We start from the raw sequence: 17,984 nt of genomic DNA on the forward strand, positions 1-17,984 counted from the left end.
ACTCCTGCTGCGAGTGAGTGGCGGGTAGCACCAGAGTAGTGGCAGCCGATGAAGAGCGGGTTCGGAAACACCAGGGGCACTGCGCCCACCCTCAATCCCCGCGCCAAACCGCTGAAACGGCCGAGTCAGGCCCGGGCGATCTTCACCGTGGAAGCGATTTACGAGGCGTTTGTTCGGATTTGGCGGCGCGATGGCTGGTCCGGGCTGACCACCCGAGCGGTGGCGCTGGAAGCTGGCGTCGCCATCGGGACGTTGTACGATTATTTTCCGAGCAAGGAAGCGCTGCTGTCAGGGTATGTCCGCCACTGCCTGGACAATCTGTTACAGCACATCGATGAACAGGTCGTACGACCCACGCATCTGGATTGGCAGGTGCGAATCAAACGCTTGATCCGCATGACCTGCGACCCGACGGATGCTGATCAGCCGTTGTTCGACTATGAATGGATGACCCTTGAACACCAGATCGCCGAACCCAAACACCACCGACGGGTGTTCCAGGAGTTGTCGCAGAAATGGCGCGAAGCGTTTGCCGCGTGTAGTGATTTGCCTGAGCATCCGTCAGATACAACCATCGATGCCTGGTTGATCACCGCCTGGGGTGGCCGGCGTTACTGCGTGACTGTGCAACCGGCGGCGGCACAAACGGCTGCGTGGCTGGCGGAAATCGAGTCGATGATCTGCGGCCGATTGCTGCCCTCCCCCTAATCCCCGTAGGAGTGAGCCTGCTCGTGATAGCGGTGTGTCAGTTGGCATTGATTTGGCCGACACACCGCCATCGCGAGCAGGCTCACTCCTACAGGGGAGAACGGTGTTTTCAGACTTTTTTGTGTTGTTCGACCCATTTGCCATAGGCATTGATGAAGCTCTGCAGGAACGGCTTCACCGACTCGGACAATTTACCCGCCTCGTCAAACGCCGAACCCGCCCCGCCCAGATAGGCTTCCGGCTGCTGCATACACGGCACATCCAGAAACACCATGGACTGGCGCAAGTGGTGGTTGGCACCAAATCCACCGACTGCGCCGGGTGAAACACTGATCACCCCACCCGGTTTTCCGCTCCAGGCGCTCTGGCCATAGGGCCGCGATCCCACGTCGATGGCATTCTTCAACGGCGCGGGTACCGAGCGGTTGTATTCCGGGGTGACGAACAGCACTGCGTCGGATGAACGTACTTGTTGCCGGAAAGTGCTGTAGGCTGCCGGCGGTGAAACACCATCAATGTCTTCGTTGTAGAGCGGCAAGTCGCCGATTTCGACGATTTGTAGCTTGAGATTGGCCGGTGCGAGGTCAGCCAGGGCCAATGCTACCTTGCGATTGATCGATGCCTTTCTCAAGCTGCCGACCACGACGGCGATCGTATAGACGTTACTCATGGAAGATGTCTCGACTGTCCGATGGAGAGAACTTGTAGGTATAGATGACGAATCACCCAGCGGGCTCTGAATTTCACCGCCCCTGACTATTTTTTTCTTGTAGGAAAACTTACTTCGCCCAACCACGGTCTACAGAACCGAAAATTGAGTGAATTATCTCCAGAGGTTCTAAACAGATGGCAGCAGTACTTGTCAGTCAGTTCCATGCAAGAGATGCGGAAGGCCGCGTTTATTCCGTGCATGAGTTCGAGGAATCCACCCCGTCGGCGGACGGCCTCGGCGGCTCGGAGCCTGTCACCACCTACAAACTGGCCATTGGCGATCGCGTCAGGAAACTCGATGACAACCAGTTTGTGCTGGTTCAATCGGACGTGACCATCGTGCGTGAACCCAACAAATTCGTCGGTAGCGTGCCGGACGCCAACGTCGCTTCATAACCCCGCGTTATGAGCAGAAGTCATATGCGCGCACTTGAGTTAGGATTCAGTCACTGATTCCCTCACCTGCTGAACATGGACTTCACGCATGCGTTTACGCCATATCGAAGTGATCCACGCGCTTGTGCAGACCGGTCACCTGGGCACCGCCGCCGAATGGCTGCAGTTGCCGGTGACCGAGGTTGAAGGCATTTTGCGCGAGGCCGAGGGTCAGTTGGGTTTCATGCTGTTCTCCAGCGTGCGTGGGCGCTTGCAGGCGACCCGCGAAGCGCGGGAGCTAGAGGCACAAATCGCCCACATCTATGAAGCGCTGGAGCCTGTTCAACGCTTGGCCGCCAGCCTCAAGCAGTATCAGGCACCGCCCCTGCGCATCATCTGCACTCCGCCGCTCGCCCAACACTTGTTGCCCCAGAGCATCGCCACGCTGCGCCGTCGCCTGCCCGATGCGCCTTGCAGCCTGCTGAGCCAACCAACCCGCGAAATCATAAAATCCCTGTTGTTGCGCGAAAGCGATTTGGGGTTGAGCCTGCACGATCCCGATCACGCCGACATCCATTGCCAGGTGATTGCCCAAGGCAAGCTCCAGCTGTTGGCGCCCCATGGCTGGCTGCAACCCAAGCAGAAATACATTTCATTGCAGGATCTGGCGGGCCAGTCGATGGTCGGCCTCGAAGGCCACGATCCGCTGAGCCGTGCCCTGGAGAACAAATTGCAGGCGTTGCGTCCAGCCCCGGTTGTGCATATTCGAGTGCAGACGCATCAGATGATGCGCAGCATGGTCGAGGCCGGTGAAGGCCTGGCGATTGTCGACCCGTTTACCGCCCTGGGCGCCAAAACCAGTGGACTGGATGTGTGTCCGCTGGCCCCGGCGGTACCAGTCAGCCTCTACGCCCTGACCCTGAAAAACGGCGAGCCAGCCGCCGCCATTCAGACCCTGCTGGACATTGTCACGGAACAAGCCGCGGCGATGCTGGCGAACTGATCGGGTGTTCCAGCGCATTATCGAACAAGCGATACCAGAACAGCGCCACTTCGGCAGTGTTCGGATCGATTCCGCGATAGCGCAGATGATCCATCCCGCCAATCACGTAACCACAACGCTCATAGAGCCGGCAGGCGCCGAGGTTGTTGTTTTGGGTTTCGAGCATGATGCCCGGCAGTTTTTTCTTGCGACTCCAGAACTGAGCCACGTCCAGCAAGGCTTTGGCCACCCCGTGGTGCCGCGCCGGGGCATGCACCGCCAGCTCGTCGATATGGGCAAAGCCATTCCAATTGGTGCTGACCACCAGATGACCGACCGGCTCATCGTCGAGGTACGCCATGAAAATCGCACTGTCGGCGGCATCGCGAAAGCTGCTGAATTCTTCCGGGTCGATGCCGTAGCACTTTCGATAAGGGGTGATCGGCGTAATCAACCACTGTTCGACTGGTTTGCCGATTTCGGCAGCACCATAGGCGGCAACTTCAAAACTGAAATCACTGCCCCAGATATAGGCCGCAAAGCCGTCATCGGCGACACGCACCGACAGGCCGGGGTACTTGGGATTAATGACAGGTTGCATACTGGGAAAGGTCCTCATTCCTTGATGCAATCGACGGTGTAGTGCCGTCCATTGCCCTCGTCTTCGTGTTGCAATCCATGCACATCGACGACGAATCCTGGGAAACTGCTATCAAACGTCCTTGCAAATGAAAGATAGTCGATGATTGACCGGGTCGACTCGGTGAACCGCTCACCCGGCATGATCAGCGGAATGCCTGGCGGATACGGAACCAGCATCACCGCAGCGATCCGCCCGTCCAGGGCATCGATCGACACCGCCTCTACCTCGCCCCGTACCAGATGATCATAGGCGTCAGCGGGCTTCATGACGATTTCCGGCAGCACGGTGTACATGCGCTTGAGGTGTTTGGCCGTGGCATTGCTGCGATAACAGGCGTGCAGTTGATCGCACAAATCGCGCAGGCCCATGCCTTGATAGCGCCCGACACTCTGTTGCGCCACACAGGGCAGGCAATTGGCCAGGCTGACGTTAGCGTCGTAGCTGCGCTTGAACTCCAGCAGCTCGGTCAACAGCGTGCTCCATTTGCCTTTGGTGATGCCCATGGAAAACAACACCAGGAACGAATACAGCCCGGTCTTCTCGACCACCAGCCCGCGCTCCCAGAGAAATTTGCTGACCACTGCCGCCGGAATCCCGCGCTCGCTGAGCGCACCGCCCGCGGTTAGCCCGGGCATGACCAAGGTGACTTTGATCGGATCGAGCAACACGTAATCGTCGGTGACACCGCCAAAGCCGTGCCAGTCGGCATCGGGCTGCAAGAGCCAGTCTTCGGTGACCACGCGGTCGATGCCTTCCACCGACGGCGGCTGCCAGATGGAAAACCACCAGTCATCCGCCGCGATGTGTTGCCGCAGGTTAGCCAGGGCGCGACGAAAGCTCAGGGCCTCGTCGAACATTTCCTGCAACAGCGAACGCCCGGCCGGGCCTTCCATCATCGCCGAGGCCACGTCCAGCGAGGCAATGATGCTGTACTGCGGCGAGGTGGAGATGTGCATCATGAACGCTTCATTGAAACGGTCGCGGTCCAGTTGCCGCGCCCCACCGTCCTGAACATGAATCATCGAGGCCTGGCTGAATGCGGCCAGCAACTTGTGCGTGGAATGCGTGGTGAACACCAGCGGGCTATCTTCGCTGCGCGAGGTGCCCATGCCGTAGCGTCCGGCGAAGAACTCGTGAAATGCCGCGTAGGCGTACCAGGCCTCGTCGAAATGCAACACCTCGACACTGTTGCCGAGGTTCTGCTTGATCAACTCGGCGTTATAGCAGAGGCCGTCGTAGGTCGAGTTGGTGATCACCGCCAGTTTGACCTTGGGCGCTCGGCCCTTGGTCAGCGGGCTGGCATCGATTTTGGCCTGGATTGATTCGCGGCTGAATTCGCTCAATGGAATCGGGCCGATGATCCCCAGTTCATTGCGTTCCGGGCACAGGTACAACGGGATCGCGCCGGTCATGATGATCGAATGCAACACCGACTTGTGGCAGTTGCGATCCACCAGCACCAGGTCATCGCGCGCAACCATGGAATGCCAGACGATTTTATTGGCGGTCGAGGTGCCATTGATCACGAAAAAGGTGTGATCGGCGCCAAAATTGCGCGCAGCGCGAGCTTCCGCCTCGGCCAGCGGACCGGTGTGATCGAGTAGAGAGCCCAGTTCGGGCACCGACACCGACAAATCCGAACGCAGGGTGTTCTCCCCGAAAAACTGGTGAAACGCTTGCCCTACCGGGCTCTTGTGATACGCCACGCCACCGCCGTGGCCCGGGGTGTGCCAGGAATAATTGGAGTCGGCGGTGTGTTGCACCAGTGCCTTGAAAAACGGTGGCAACAAACCGTCCAGGTACTTGCGCGCAGCCCGGGCCACTTGCCGGGCCAGGAACGGCACGGTGTCTTCGAACAGGTAAAGAATCCCGCGCAGTTGATTGAGCTCGGCCATGGCATCGGCCGGCGCGTTTTCCAGCGTCACTTGTTCGCCGAGGGCAAAAATCGGCAGGTCCGGCGCCCGCACTCGCGCCAGGCCAATCAGTTCGGCCATGTTCTGCAACAAATGCGAGTGGGTGCTGGGGTCTTCGGCGGCAATCAACATGCAGGAGAGGCCGTGATGGGTCGACGCGACTAGCCGCCCTTCGGCGTAATCCACCGCCGAAACGATGCTGAAGCCTTCCTGTTCCAGCTCCCGGGCGATGCCCCGCACGCGATCACCGGCGACGGTGTCGGCCTTGATGTCGCGGTGGACAATCAGGACCGGGAATTTCAAATCTTTATACATGGGGCTCAGTGTCCTGAGGCGGCAGACCGTGGCCTGCCAATACCCTCAGGGTAGAGGGTTGAGGCAAATGTGGCGAGTGGCGATGCCCCAAACTGGGTCACCGGCAGCCCAAACACGCCCCGTAGCAGCTGACGAGCACCGCAAGGCTGCTACAAATCAGGCCTGGGCCTTGGCGTCCGCCAGTTGCTGCCACAGTGACGGGGCACCGGCGGCTTTCGCGATGGCTTCAAGACGTGCGACATGCTGGGCCAGGTCATCTTCGCTGGCGCGGATGATTCGGGCGCGTGGGCGGTCGGCTGGCAAGCGGCGGATTTCGGTGGCGGAGTTGTCCGCGCCTTCGCCGGAGCCATTACCGTCTGACGCATTACCGGCCAGCGACAGGCTGGTCTGGCCACCGGTCATGGTCAGGTAAACGTCGGCAAGGATCTCGGAGTCGAGCAAAGCGCCGTGCAGTTCACGGCCCGAGTTGTCGACGCCATACCGTTTGCACAAGGCGTCGAGGCTGTTGCGCTGCCCAGGGTGACGTTCCCTGGCCATCATCAGGGTATCGAGGATCGAGCAGTGTTGTGTGATGTCCGCACGCTCGTGCTGGCCCATCAGGGCGAATTCGTTGTTGATGAAACCAACGTCGAACGCCGCGTTATGGATGATCAGCTGCGCGCCTTTGATGAACTCGAAAAACTCATCGGCCACTTCGGTGAAACGCGGCTTGCCCACCAGGAATTCGTTGGTGATGCCGTGGACGCCAATGGCGCCTTCGTCACTCTCGCGATCCGGCTGCAGGTAAACGTGAAAATGCCGACCGGTCAGGCGCCGACCGATCAACTCGACACAACCGATTTCGATAATCCGGTGGCCGTCTGTCACCGGCATGCCGGTGGTTTCGGTATCGAGTACAACGGATCTGGTGGCCATCAGTGCTCAGCTCTCAACGGGTCAATCGTGCAAAAGCGGCGATGTTAACACGCTCGCCCAGGTCTTTCAGAGACACCGCGTTTTGCCTATCGCGAGCAAGCTCGCTCCTGCAGGGATTGATCGTTCCCACGCGGAACAAGGGAACGATCAGTGTAGATTTATGCCTGTTTGTAGCCGCGCACTTCATCCACGCCCCGGTTGGCCAACTGGTCAGCCCGCTCGTTACCGTGGTGACCGATGTGCCCACGCACCCATTTCCAGGTGACGTTGTGGCGATTGACCTGCTCATCCAGCAGCTTCCACAAATCAGCATTTTTAACCGGCTCTTTCGCCGCTGTTTTCCAGCCGCGCTTCTTCCAGTTGTCCATCCATTCGTTGATGCCTTTCATCACGTACTGTGAGTCGGTCACCAGCAGCACGTCGCAGGAGCGCTTGAGCTCTTCGAGGCCACGAATCGCACCCATCAGTTCCATGCGGTTGTTGGTGGTATTGGCTTCGCCGCCCCACAGTTCCTTTTCAACGCCTTTGCACACCAGCAGTGCGCCCCAGCCGCCAGGGCCCGGGTTGCCTTTGCAGGCGCCGTCGGTGAAGAGTTCTACGCTATCGCTCATGCCAATCTATCCAGAAAATGCGGTGGCTCGCCGATTCGTGATCGACGATGCCCGAGGCCGGGACTGACCCGGCCGGGAAAATAAAAGGTATTACGGGTCGATGCGACGGCGATTGACCTTGGCCATCGGCAAGGGAATCAGCTTGCCCATCGGTTCGCGTCGTTCCTGACGCAGTGGACGCAAACCCACGACAATCTTGCGCGCCACCAACAAATAGAAGCCGCCGCCCGACAGTTGCCAGTCACCGGCCTTGCGCTCCCAACCGGCCAGACGAGCTTGCCAGGCGGGTGACGCAAGCGGCGGACGATAGCACCCGAAGCGGCGTTTCTCCAGCGCGAAACCCAGCAGGTTCAACCAGTCGGCGACGCGTGACGGCGAGATGCAGCGCGCCTTGCGCAGGGCGTCATGGGCGAACACATGGCGCAGGCCCCAACTGCTCCAGGGGTTGATGCCAATGATCAGCAAATGCCCGCCGGGCCGCACGCTGCTCGCCGCTTCGCGCAGCAAACCGTGGGGCGACAGGCAGAAATCCAGCCCATGCTGCAACACCACGACGTCAGCGGCGTGCTCGCTCAACGGCCAGGCTTGCTCTTCACACACGATCTCGACACCGGGCAATGGCGCACCGAGGCGCACATTGCGCTGTACTTGCGGAGCAGACGGTGGCGTCTGGGCCGAAGGACCGTAATGCACCAGGTAACCGCCGAAGAAACGCCCCAACTCGTCTTCGAGCATGCGTCGTTCTTCGTCCAGCAAAAATTGCCCGATAGGGCCGGACAGCCATTCACGGGCCGCGCTGATCAATGTCAGCCACTCGGGATCAGCCTGAGCGAACGCTTTATCGGTCATTGCATTCTCCAACGCGCCAGGAAGTTCTAAGATGCGCCATTGTTTTCCGCTTGGCGAATCCGACGATGATACAGATCAGTGCCCTGCCCGCCTTCACCGACAACTACATCTGGTTGTTACAAGACCACCGCACCCAGCGCTGCGCCGTGGTCGATCCGGGCGATGCCGCGCCCGTGCAGGCCTGGCTTGCGGCGCATCCGGGTTGGGTATTGAGCGATATTCTGATCACTCATCACCACCATGACCACGTCGGTGGCGTCGAGCAGCTGAAAAAAGCGACAGACGCGACCGTCTACGGCCCCGCCAGCGAATCCATCCCGGCGCGGGACGTCGCGCTCAAGGACAACGACCGGGTCAGCGTGCTCGGCTGGGACTTCGACGTGTACGCCGTCCCCGGCCATACCCTGGGGCACATTGCCTACTACCACCATGGCTTGCTGTTCTGCGGTGACACCCTGTTTGCCGCCGGTTGTGGCCGTTTGTTCGAAGGCACGCCGGAACAGATGCACACCTCTCTGGCACGCCTGGCGGCGTTGCCCGAAGATACGCTGGTGTATTGCACCCACGAATACACCCTGAGCAACCTCAAGTTTGCCGCAGCGGTCGAGCCAGAAAACCTCGACACCGCCGAGCGCCTCGCCAAAGTGACCCAACAACGCGCAGCCGGAATCATGACCCTGCCGTCGACCCTGGCCCTGGAAAAGCTCACCAACCCGTTTTTAAGGGTTGATGAAACATCTGTTAAAGAAAAAGTGGACGAACGGAATGGTCCCGATAACCGGGCTCCGAGTGCGGTTTTTGCTGCGTTGCGGGCTTGGAAAGATACGTTCTAGGCCGTCATGCTATTGCAATGAAAATTCTGAATGGTTGACCGCAGGGGGTACCCTTTCTAGAATCGGCCGACATTTTTGCCCGGAACTTACTTCCAGCCAATGTCGTCATCTATTCGTAAAGCCATCAATTCAGACGCATTGACCCGCTTGGCTCAAGCCATCGCGGTGGCTGTGTCCGCCACTCTGGCGGGCTGTTCCAGCCATGTGCCGCAGACCGACGCGGCACATACCCCGAATATCGCCGCTCGCGCCAAACAGAAACCGATCTGGCTCAGCGAAAAACCCTCGCCGCAAGTACCGCAGGACGTCTGGGAGCGCATGCGCCAGGGCTTCCAGTTGCAGGACGGCCTGGGCGTCAACCCGCGTATCGAGCAACAGCGACTGTGGTTCGCCAGTAACCCGTCGTTCCTTGAAAACGCTGGCGAGCGCGGCAGCCTCTACATTCACTACATCATCGAACGCCTTGAAGAACGCAACATGCCGCTGGAACTGGCGCTGCTGCCAGTGATTGAAAGCGCCTACAACCCGATGGCCTATTCCCGGGCCGACGCGGTGGGTCTTTGGCAATTCATCCCTTCCACCGGGCGTTACTACAACCTGCGCCAGACCCGTGCCTATGATGGCCGACGCGACATTACCGCCTCGACCACCGCGGCCATGGATTACCTGACCCGCCTGCACGACATGTTCAATGGTGACTGGCTGCTCGCCCTCGCCGCCTATAACGCTGGTGAAGGCACCGTCAGCCGGGCCATCGAGCGCAACGAAAGGCTCGGCCTGCCGACCGATTACTGGAACCTGCCGCTGCCAGCGGAAACCCAGGCTTACGTGCCGAAGCTGCTGGCCTTGTCGCAAGTGGTCCTGTCGCCCGAAGCCTATGGTGTGAACCTCAGCCCGATCGCCAACGAACCGTACTTCCAGGTCGTCGAAATCAACCAGCGCATGGACCTGTCCAAGGTTGCCGAGGTTGCCAACATCGACGAAGACGAACTGTTCCAGCTCAATCCGGCGTTCAAACAGCGCACCACGCTCGATGGCCCCCAGCACTTGCTGGTGCCAACGTCCAAGGCGCAGTTGCTGACCACCAGTCTGTCGACCATGCGTCCGGAAGAATTGATCAGCAAGAAGCCTCGCAAACCGGTCTTTGAAGGCGCAGACGATGTTCAACTCGCCAGCGTCAAGCGCACCACTTACCGGGTCAAACGCGGCGACAACCTCGGCACGATCGCCAAGGCCAATAAAGTCGACGTCGAAGACTTGCAACGCTGGAACAAGTTGACGGGCAAGCACCTCAAGACGGGGCAGACCCTGGTGATGCAGGACACGACCAAGCGCAGCAACGGTCGCGTCAACACGGTCGTCGCCGCCAACAGCAAAGCCGACAAAAAGAAGCCGCAGACCCAGTACAAGGTCCAGCAAGGCGATTCGCTGTACATCGTCGCCAAGCGCTTCAACGTCGAGATGCAGCACCTCAAGCGCTGGAACCCGCGCGTTGGCCAGGCGTTGAAGCCTGGGCAGATGCTGGTGGTGTCTTCGCCACGCTAAAAAAAGCCCCTGAATTCAGGGGCTCTTTTTCGCCTGAAGGTTTTCACTATGCCCTGTAGCCGCTGGCTTCGCCAGCTGCCACATGGGCCCGCAAGTTCAATTAACCCTGCATTAACCCCCTGTCTTTTTCCTGTCGATACAAGCTGTTACTGTACGGGCCACAATGCCCAAGCCGCCTGGATCGGATCTCTGACTTGAAGCGTCCCCTCCTCCTGCTCCTGATCAGCCTGGCCTTCAGCTCCCCCGCAAGCGCGACGATCAGCGAAAGCCACGGTTATGCGCAGTTCGGCACGCTCAAGTACCCGGCCCGATTTACCCACTTCGACTGGGTCAACCCGCAAGCGCCCAAGGGCGGTACGTTGCGGGTGATGGCGTTTGGCACCTTCGATACGCTCAATCCTTATACCTTCAAGGGCTCAAGCCCGGTTTCCACCCCCAACTTCCTGCAGTACGGCATCAACGAGCTCAATGAGCCACTGATGGTCGGCACCGGCCAGTACGCACCGTCCGGCGACGAACCGACCTCCAGTTATGGCCTGATCGCGCAATCGGTGGAATACAGCGAGGACCGCAGTTGGGTGGTGTTCAACCTGCGGCCCGAAGCGCGGTTCCACGATGGTTCGCCGATCACCGCTTACGACGTCGCGTTCTCCTACCGCTTGTTGCTCAAGGAGGGTCATCCGCAGTACCGCACCAGCCTTCAGGAAGTCGCGCGGGTCGACATCCTTAACCCGCAACGCATCCGTTTTGTGTTCAAGCGCGCCGGCAACCCATTGCAGATCCTGCGCCTCGGCGAATTACCGGTCCTGTCGCAACATTACTGGAAAGGTCGCGACTTCAAGGCCACCACCTTCGAGCCGCCTCTGGGCAGCGGGCCGTATCGCATCACATCAGTAACGCCCGGACGGCAGATCGTTTTCGAACGGGTCAAGGATTACTGGGGCAAGGACCTGGCGGTCAATCGCGGCAAGTACAACTTCGATCGCATGGAAGTCGAGTTCTACCGCGACAGCGACGTCGCCTTCGAAGCGTTCAAGGCCGGCGAGTTCGACGTTTACATCGAGCATCAGGCGAAGAACTGGGACAACGGCTACAACTTCCCGGCCGTGCGCCGCGGCGACGTGATCAAGGCGCAGATCCCGCATCAGATCCCGACCCAGAGTCAGGGCCTGTTCATGAACACCCGACGCCCGACTTTCGCCGAGACCAAAGTCCGCGAAGCCCTGGGGTTGATGTTCGATTTCGAGTGGACCAACCGCACGCTGTTCAGCGGCGCCTACAAGCGCGCGATGAGTTACTACCCCAACAGTGAATTCGAAGCCACCGGGCTCCCGGTCGGGCACGAATGGCTGATGCTCAAGCCCTATCGCGAGCAGTTACCCGCCAAGCTCTTCACCGAGCCGTTCAGCCTGCCGCACACTGACGGTCGCGGCATCCCCCGGGAAACCCTGCGCAAAGCCCTTGGGCTGCTCGCTGAGGCCGGCTGGAAGCTCAATGGCCAGCGATTGCAGAATGCCGTCGGGCAACCCCTGCGATTCGAGATCCTGCTGGTCAACCCGAACCTGGAGCGCATCCTCCAGCCCTACGTCGAAAACCTCGCGAGCATTGGCATCGACGCACGACTGCGCACCGTTGACCGCGCCCAGTACAAACAGCGCCTCGATCAGTTCGACTTCGACATGATCTTGATGACCCTCAACCAGACCCTCAGTCCGGGTCTGGAGCAATGGCAGTATTTCCATTCCAGCCAGATTGGCGTCAAGGGCAGTAAAAACTACGCCGGTATCGCCAACCCGGTGGTCGATCACTTGCTCGAACAACTGCTCGCCGCCCAGAGCCGCGACGAACAAGTCGCCGCCGGCAAAGCCCTTGACCGCGTGCTGCTGTGGCAGCACTACATCATTCCCAACTGGTACCTCAATTATCATCGCCTGGCCTACCGCAACCGGTTCGCCTTTGTGACCACGCCGCCCTACACCCTGGGCCTGAGCGCGTGGTGGCTGAAGTCTTCGGAGAAAGATCAATGAAACCCGTACGCACCCTGCTGTTGCAGGCCAGCGGACTGCTGTTCGCCGGGCTGGCCTGCGCCGCCCCGCAACACGCGGTGACCCTCTACAACGAGCCGCCGAAGTACCCGGCCGACTTCAAGCATTTCGACTACGTGAACCCGGATGCACCCAAGGGCGGGATCTTTCGCCAGGCCGGTTTCGGTGGCTTCGACAGCCTCAACCCGTTTATCAGCAAGGGCGTGCCGGCCGACGATATCGGCATGATCTACGACACCCTCGCCCGGCAAGGTTTGGACGAACCGTTCACCGAATATGGCCTGGTGGCCGGCAAGATCGAGAAAGCCCCGGACAACAGTTGGGTGCGTTTCTACCTGCGCCCTGAAGCGCGCTTCCACGACGGCCATCCGATTCGCGCCGAAGACGTGGTGTTCAGCTTCCAGATGCTGACCAAGGACGGCGCCCCGCTGTATCGCGGTTACTACAACGACGTCGAGGAAGCGGTCGCCGAAGACCCGCTCACCGTGCTGTTCAAGTTCAAGCACTCCAACAACCGAGAGCTGCCGCTGATCCTCGGCCAGTTGCCGGTATTGCCCAAACACTGGTGGGCCAACCGCGATTTCAACAAGGGCAACCTGGAAATGCCGTTGGGCAGCGGCCCGTACAAAGTCAGCGAAGTGAAGGCTGGACGCTCGATTCGCTATGAGCGGGTCAAGGATTACTGGGGCAAGGACTTGCCGGTCAATCGCGGGTTCTACAACTTCGATGTGATGACCACCGATTACTACCGCGACAACACCGTGGCGCTGGAAGCACTCAAGGCCGGGCAGTTCGATTACTGGCTGGAGATGACTGCGAAGAACTGGGCCAACGCCTACAACGTTCCGGCCGTTACCGAAGGCCGGCTGATCAAGGAACAGATCCCCAACGGCAACCCCACCGGCATGCAGGGTTTCGTGTTCAACCTGCGTCGCCCGGTGTTCCAGGACGTGCGCGTGCGCCAGGCCCTGACCTTGTTGCTGGACTTTGAATGGACCAACAAACAGTTGTTCAACAGCGCCTACGCGCGCACCCGCAGCTATTTCGAGAACTCGGAAATGGCCGCCACCGGCCTGCCGGATGCCGATCAACTGGCGATCCTCGATCCGTTTCGCGGCAAGATCCCCGAGCAAGTGTTCAGCGAAGCCTTCGAGAACCCGACGACTGACGGCAGCGGCATGATTCGCGACCACCAGCGCCAGGCCTATCACCTGTTGCAAGAGGCCGGCTGGCGGATCGTCGACGACAAAATGGTCGACGCCACCGGCAAACCGGTGACCATCGAGTTCCTGCTGGCCCAGACCGAATTCGAGCGCGTGCTGCTGCCGTTCAAGCGCAACCTCAGCGACCTCGGGATCGACCTGGTGATCCGCCGCGTCGACGTCTCGCAGTACATCAACCGCGTGCGCTCACGGGACTTCGACATGATCGTCGGCAGCTTCCCGCAGTCCAGTTCACCCGGCAACGAACAGCGTGAATTCTGGATGTCGGCCGCCGCTGACAAACCCGGCAGCCGCAACTCCATGGGCCTCAAGGACCCGGTGGTGGACCAATTGGTCGAGCAACTGATCAACGCCGATTCACGCAAAAGTCTGGTGGCCCATGCCCGCGCACTGGACCGCGTGCTGCAATGGGGTTATTACGTGATCCCCAACTGGCACATCAAGACGTGGCGCGTGGCGTACTGGAACCACATCGGTCATCCGAAAATCTCCCCCAAGTACGATATCGGCATCAACACCTGGTGGGTCAAGCCAGACGCGACACCGGCGATAGAAGTCGAAACCAAACTGCAAGCCGACCCTGCGGGCACGGAGTAATCAGATGCTGGCGTATATTTTTCGGCGACTGCTGCTGATCATTCCGACCTTGTTCGGCATCTTGCTGATCAACTTCGTGATCATCCAGGCTGCGCCCGGCGGGCCGGTGGAGCAGATGATCGCCAAGCTCGAAGGCTTTGAAGGTGCCACCAGCCGCATTGCCGGTGGCGGTGCCGAAGTGTCGGTGGCCGGTTCCGCCTATCGCGGCGCGCAGGGCCTGGACCCCGCCTTGGTGAAAGAAATCGAGCACATGTACGGCTTCGACAAATCGGCGCCGGAACGCTTGTGGATCATGGTGAAGAACTATGCGTCGCTGGACTTCGGCGACAGCTTCTTTCGCGATGCCAAGGTGATCGACCTGATCAAGGAAAAGATGCCGGTATCGATCTCCCTCGGGTTGTGGAGCACGCTGATCATGTACCTGGTGTCGATCCCGCTGGGGATCGCCAAGGCGACGCGGCACGGCAGCCACTTCGATGTCTGGACCAGTTCGGCGATCATCGTCGGCTATGCGATTCCGGCGTTCCTGTTTGCGATCCTGCTGATCGTGGTGTTCGCCGGCGGCAGCTATTTCGACTGGTTCCCGTTGCGTGGGCTGACCTCGAATAATTTTGCCGAACTGAGCATGGGCGGCAAGATCCTCGACTACTTCTGGCACCTGGCCTTGCCCGTGACGGCGCTGGTGATCGGCAACTTCGCGACCATGACCCTGCTGACCAAAAACAGCTTCCTCGACGAGATCAACAAGCAGTACGTGGTCACCGCCAAGGCCAAGGGTCTGACCCGCCATCGCGTGCTGTACGGCCATGTATTCCGCAACGCCATGTTGCTGGTGATCGCCGGATTCCCGTCGGCATTCATCGGGATTTTCTTTACCGGCTCGTTGCTGGTGGAAGTGATTTTCTCCCTCGACGGCCTCGGGCTGATGAGTTTTGAAGCGGCGATCAATCGCGATTACCCGGTGGTGTTCGGCACGCTGTTTATCTTCACCTTGCTCGGCCTGGTGGTGAAACTGATCGGCGACCTCACCTACACCTTTGTCGATCCGCGCATCGACTTCGAAAGCCGGGAGCATTGAGATGAACCTGTCCCCGCTCAATCGACGTCGCTTCGAACTGTTCAAGGCCAACAAGCGTGGCTGGTGGTCGCTGTGGCTGTTTCTGCTGCTGTTCGGCCTGAGCCTCGGCGCCGAGCTGATCGCCAACGACAAACCGCTGGTGGTGCATTACGACAACGGCTGGTACTTCCCGGCGCTCAAGCGCTACCCGGAAACCGCCTTCGGCGGCGAATTCCCGCTGGAAGCCAACTACAAGAGCCCGTACATCCGCGAACTGCTCAAGGCCAAGGACGCCTGGGTGCTGTGGGCGCCGATTCCGTTCAGCTATCAAAGCATCAACTACGACCTGAAAGTCCCGGCCCCGGCGCCGCCGTCGACGGATAACCTGCTGGGCACCGACGATCAGGGGCGCGATGTGTTGGCGCGGGTGATTTACGGTTTCCGGATTTCGGTGTTGTTCGCCCTCACCCTGACCATTCTCAGTTCGATCATCGGCGTGATTGCCGGGGCCTTGCAGGGCTTTTATGGCGGCTGGGTGGATCTCGCCGGGCAACGCTTCCTGGAAATCTGGTCCGGGTTGCCGGTGCTGTATCTGCTGATCATCCTCGCCAGTTTCGTGCAGCCAAACTTCTGGTGGTTGCTGGGGATCATGCTGCTGTTTTCGTGGATGAGCCTGGTGGATGTGGTGCGCGCCGAGTTCCTGCGCGGGCGCAACCTCGAATACGTGCGCGCGGCGCGGGCGCTGGGGATGCAGAACGGCGCGATCATGTTCCGCCACATCCTGCCCAACGCCATGGTCTCGACCATGACCTTCATGCCATTCATCCTGACCGGCGCCATCGGCACCCTGACCGCGCTGGATTTCCTCGGCTTCGGCTTGCCGCCCGGCGCGCCGTCGCTGGGCGAGCTGGTGGCCCAAGGCAAATCCAACCTGCAAGCCCCATGGCTCGGCATCAGCGCGTTTGCGGTGCTGGCATTGATGTTGAGTTTGCTGGTGTTTATCGGCGAGTCCGCTCGCGATGCCTTCGACCCGAGGAAGTGAAATGAATCAGGACAATCTGATCGAAGTGCGCGACCTGTCCGTCGAGTTTGGTATCGGCGAGCGTGCTCAGCGCGTGGTCGAAGGTGTGAGCTTTGACATCCGCCGCGGCGAAACCCTGGCGCTGGTCGGTGAAAGCGGTTCCGGCAAGTCGGTCACGGCCCACTCGATCCTGCGGCTGCTGCCCTACCCGATCGCGCGGCACCCGACCGGCACCATCGAGTACGCCGGGCACAACCTGCTGAACATGGGAGAGAAGACGATCCGCCACATCCGCGGCAACCGGATCGCGATGATCTTCCAGGAGCCGATGACGTCGCTCAACCCGCTGCATTCCATCGAAAAGCAGATCAACGAGGTGCTGGGCATCCACAAGGGCCTGATCGGCAAAGTGGCGACCAAGCGCACCCTGGAACTGCTGGAGATGGTCGGGATTCCCGAGCCGGAAAAACGCCTGAAAGCCCTGCCCCACGAATTGTCCGGTGGCCAGCGCCAGCGGGTAATGATCGCCATGGCCTTGGCCAATGAGCCGGAATTGCTGATCGCCGACGAGCCGACCACCGCGCTGGACGTGACCGTTCAGCTGAAAATCCTCGAATTGCTCAAGGAATTACAGGCCCGTCTGGGCATGGCACTGCTGCTGATCAGCCACGATTTGAACCTTGTGCGAAGAATTGCACATCGCGTATGTGTCATGCAGCGCGGTTGCATCGTCGAACAGGCATCGTGCGAAGAGTTGTTCCGCGCGCCGCAGCATCCGTACACTCGGTTACTGCTGGCAGCGGAGCCCAGCGGCACGCCGGCGACCAATGTTATCGGGCCGCCATTGCTGCAAGTCGAGGACTTGAAAGTCTGGTTCCCGATCAAGAAAGGCCTGCTGAAAAAGACCGTTGACCACATCAAAGCGGTGGACGGGATCAATTTCAGCCTGCCTCAGGGGCAGACCTTGGGGATCGTGGGTGAAAGCGGTTCGGGCAAATCGACGCTCGGCCTGGCGATTTTGCGGTTGATCGGCAGCAAAGGCACGATCCGTTTTGAAGGCAAGCAGCTAGACTGCCTGACGCAGAACGAAGTTCGACCGTTGCGCCGCGAGATGCAGGTGGTGTTTCAGGACCCGTTCGGCAGCCTGAGCCCGCGGATGTGCGTGAGCCAGATCGTTGGCGAAGGCCTGCGGATCCACAAGATGGGCACCGAGGCGGAGCAGGAACAGGCGATTATTGCGGCATTGAAGGAGGTAGGTCTGGATCCGGAAACCCGGCACCGCTACCCCCACGAATTTTCCGGCGGGCAACGGCAGAGAATCGCCATTGCCCGGGCATTAGTGCTAAAACCGGCGTTGATTTTGCTGGACGAGCCGACGTCGGCCCTCGACCGCACCGTCCAACGCCAAGTGGTGGAGCTGCTGCGTTCACTGCAAACCAAGTACAACCTGACGTATTTGTTTATCAGCCATGACCTGGCTGTCGTCAAAGCGCTGAGCCACCAGCTGATGGTGGTCAAGCATGGCCAAGTGGTCGAACAGGGAGACGCGCAAAGTATCTTTGCCGCCCCCCAACATCCGTATACACAGCAGTTGCTGGAAGCCGCTTTCCTGGCACCAGCCACTGCGTAATAACCTGAAAG

Annotated in this window: 16 protein-coding genes; 10 read left to right on the plus strand and 6 right to left on the minus strand. The window is 59.9% G+C overall.

What is annotated here, in order from left to right:
* Positions 1–48 precede the first annotated feature (48 nt).
* Positions 49–708: a TetR/AcrR family transcriptional regulator gene (locus tag AB4N43_RS03875; RefSeq protein ID WP_027923396.1), complete on the plus strand. Its 660-nt coding sequence runs from the start codon at positions 49–51 to the stop codon at positions 706–708.
* 109 nt (positions 709–817) lie between these two features.
* On the opposite strand, the gene AB4N43_RS03880 is transcribed toward AB4N43_RS03875, so the two are convergent.
* Positions 818–1,378 carry an NADPH-dependent FMN reductase gene (locus tag AB4N43_RS03880; RefSeq protein ID WP_460153230.1) on the minus strand — a complete coding sequence of 187 codons (561 nt, stop codon included), beginning with the start codon at positions 1,376–1,378 and terminating at the stop codon, positions 818–820.
* A 176-nt stretch (positions 1,379–1,554) separates the two neighbouring features.
* Between AB4N43_RS03880 and AB4N43_RS03885 the strand changes: the two genes are divergently transcribed.
* Positions 1,555–1,815 (plus strand): hypothetical protein, encoded by a 261-nt coding sequence (locus AB4N43_RS03885; protein ID WP_027923394.1) that lies wholly within the window; start codon positions 1,555–1,557, stop codon positions 1,813–1,815.
* A gap of 88 nt (positions 1,816–1,903) precedes the next feature.
* Positions 1,904–2,797, plus strand: a complete 894-nt coding sequence (locus AB4N43_RS03890) for a LysR family transcriptional regulator (protein WP_027923393.1) — start codon at positions 1,904–1,906, stop codon at positions 2,795–2,797.
* On the opposite strand, the gene AB4N43_RS03895 is transcribed toward AB4N43_RS03890, so the two are convergent.
* From AB4N43_RS03895 to AB4N43_RS03915, 5 genes are all read right to left on the minus strand, one after another.
* Positions 2,763–3,377, minus strand: coding sequence for a GNAT family N-acetyltransferase (locus tag AB4N43_RS03895; RefSeq protein ID WP_027923392.1), 615 nt, complete (start codon positions 3,375–3,377; stop codon positions 2,763–2,765). The genes AB4N43_RS03890 and AB4N43_RS03895 overlap by 35 nt on opposite strands.
* A gap of 14 nt (positions 3,378–3,391) precedes the next feature.
* Positions 3,392–5,647, minus strand: coding sequence for an Orn/Lys/Arg family decarboxylase (locus AB4N43_RS03900; RefSeq protein ID WP_027923391.1), 2,256 nt, complete (start codon positions 5,645–5,647; stop codon positions 3,392–3,394).
* A gap of 156 nt (positions 5,648–5,803) precedes the next feature.
* Positions 5,804–6,562 carry a DNA polymerase III subunit epsilon gene (gene dnaQ / locus AB4N43_RS03905; protein WP_027923390.1) on the minus strand — a complete coding sequence of 253 codons (759 nt, stop codon included), beginning with the start codon at positions 6,560–6,562 and terminating at the stop codon, positions 5,804–5,806.
* Positions 6,563–6,720: 158 nt separating this feature from the next.
* The gene (gene rnhA / locus AB4N43_RS03910) at positions 6,721–7,173 is read right to left on the minus strand and encodes a ribonuclease HI (protein ID WP_008028618.1); all 453 of its coding nucleotides are present in this window, start codon (positions 7,171–7,173) and stop codon (positions 6,721–6,723) included.
* A gap of 90 nt (positions 7,174–7,263) precedes the next feature.
* Positions 7,264–8,022: a methyltransferase domain-containing protein gene (locus AB4N43_RS03915; RefSeq protein ID WP_027923389.1), complete on the minus strand. Its 759-nt coding sequence runs from the start codon at positions 8,020–8,022 to the stop codon at positions 7,264–7,266.
* Positions 8,023–8,087: 65 nt separating this feature from the next.
* On the opposite strand from AB4N43_RS03915, the gene gloB reads away from it, so the two are divergent.
* The 7 genes from gloB (at position 8,088) to AB4N43_RS03950 (ending at position 17,973) form a co-directional block, all read left to right on the plus strand.
* On the plus strand, positions 8,088–8,855 hold the full coding sequence (gloB, locus tag AB4N43_RS03920; protein ID WP_059180961.1) for a hydroxyacylglutathione hydrolase: 768 nt from the start codon (positions 8,088–8,090) through the stop codon (positions 8,853–8,855).
* Between the two features lie 99 nt (positions 8,856–8,954).
* Positions 8,955–10,400 (plus strand): transglycosylase SLT domain-containing protein, encoded by a 1,446-nt coding sequence (locus tag AB4N43_RS03925; RefSeq protein ID WP_059180962.1) that lies wholly within the window; start codon positions 8,955–8,957, stop codon positions 10,398–10,400.
* Positions 10,401–10,594: 194 nt separating this feature from the next.
* Positions 10,595–12,427, plus strand: a complete 1,833-nt coding sequence (locus tag AB4N43_RS03930) for an extracellular solute-binding protein (RefSeq protein ID WP_460153234.1) — start codon at positions 10,595–10,597, stop codon at positions 12,425–12,427.
* Positions 12,424–14,265, plus strand: coding sequence for an extracellular solute-binding protein (locus AB4N43_RS03935; protein ID WP_027923385.1), 1,842 nt, complete (start codon positions 12,424–12,426; stop codon positions 14,263–14,265). The genes AB4N43_RS03930 and AB4N43_RS03935 overlap by 4 nt, the downstream gene beginning before the upstream one ends.
* 4 nt (positions 14,266–14,269) lie before the next feature.
* Entirely contained in the window at positions 14,270–15,343 is a 1,074-nt protein-coding gene (locus AB4N43_RS03940) for a microcin C ABC transporter permease YejB (RefSeq protein WP_027923384.1), read from the plus strand.
* A 1-nt stretch (position 15,344) separates the two neighbouring features.
* The gene (locus tag AB4N43_RS03945; RefSeq protein ID WP_027923383.1) at positions 15,345–16,364 is read left to right on the plus strand and encodes an ABC transporter permease; all 1,020 of its coding nucleotides are present in this window, start codon (positions 15,345–15,347) and stop codon (positions 16,362–16,364) included.
* A gap of 1 nt (position 16,365) precedes the next feature.
* Positions 16,366–17,973, plus strand: a complete 1,608-nt coding sequence (locus AB4N43_RS03950; protein ID WP_194939571.1) for an ABC transporter ATP-binding protein — start codon at positions 16,366–16,368, stop codon at positions 17,971–17,973.
* Positions 17,974–17,984: the final 11 nt, after the last annotated feature.

It is taken from the genome of Pseudomonas sp. S2_B07 (assembly GCF_054668435.1).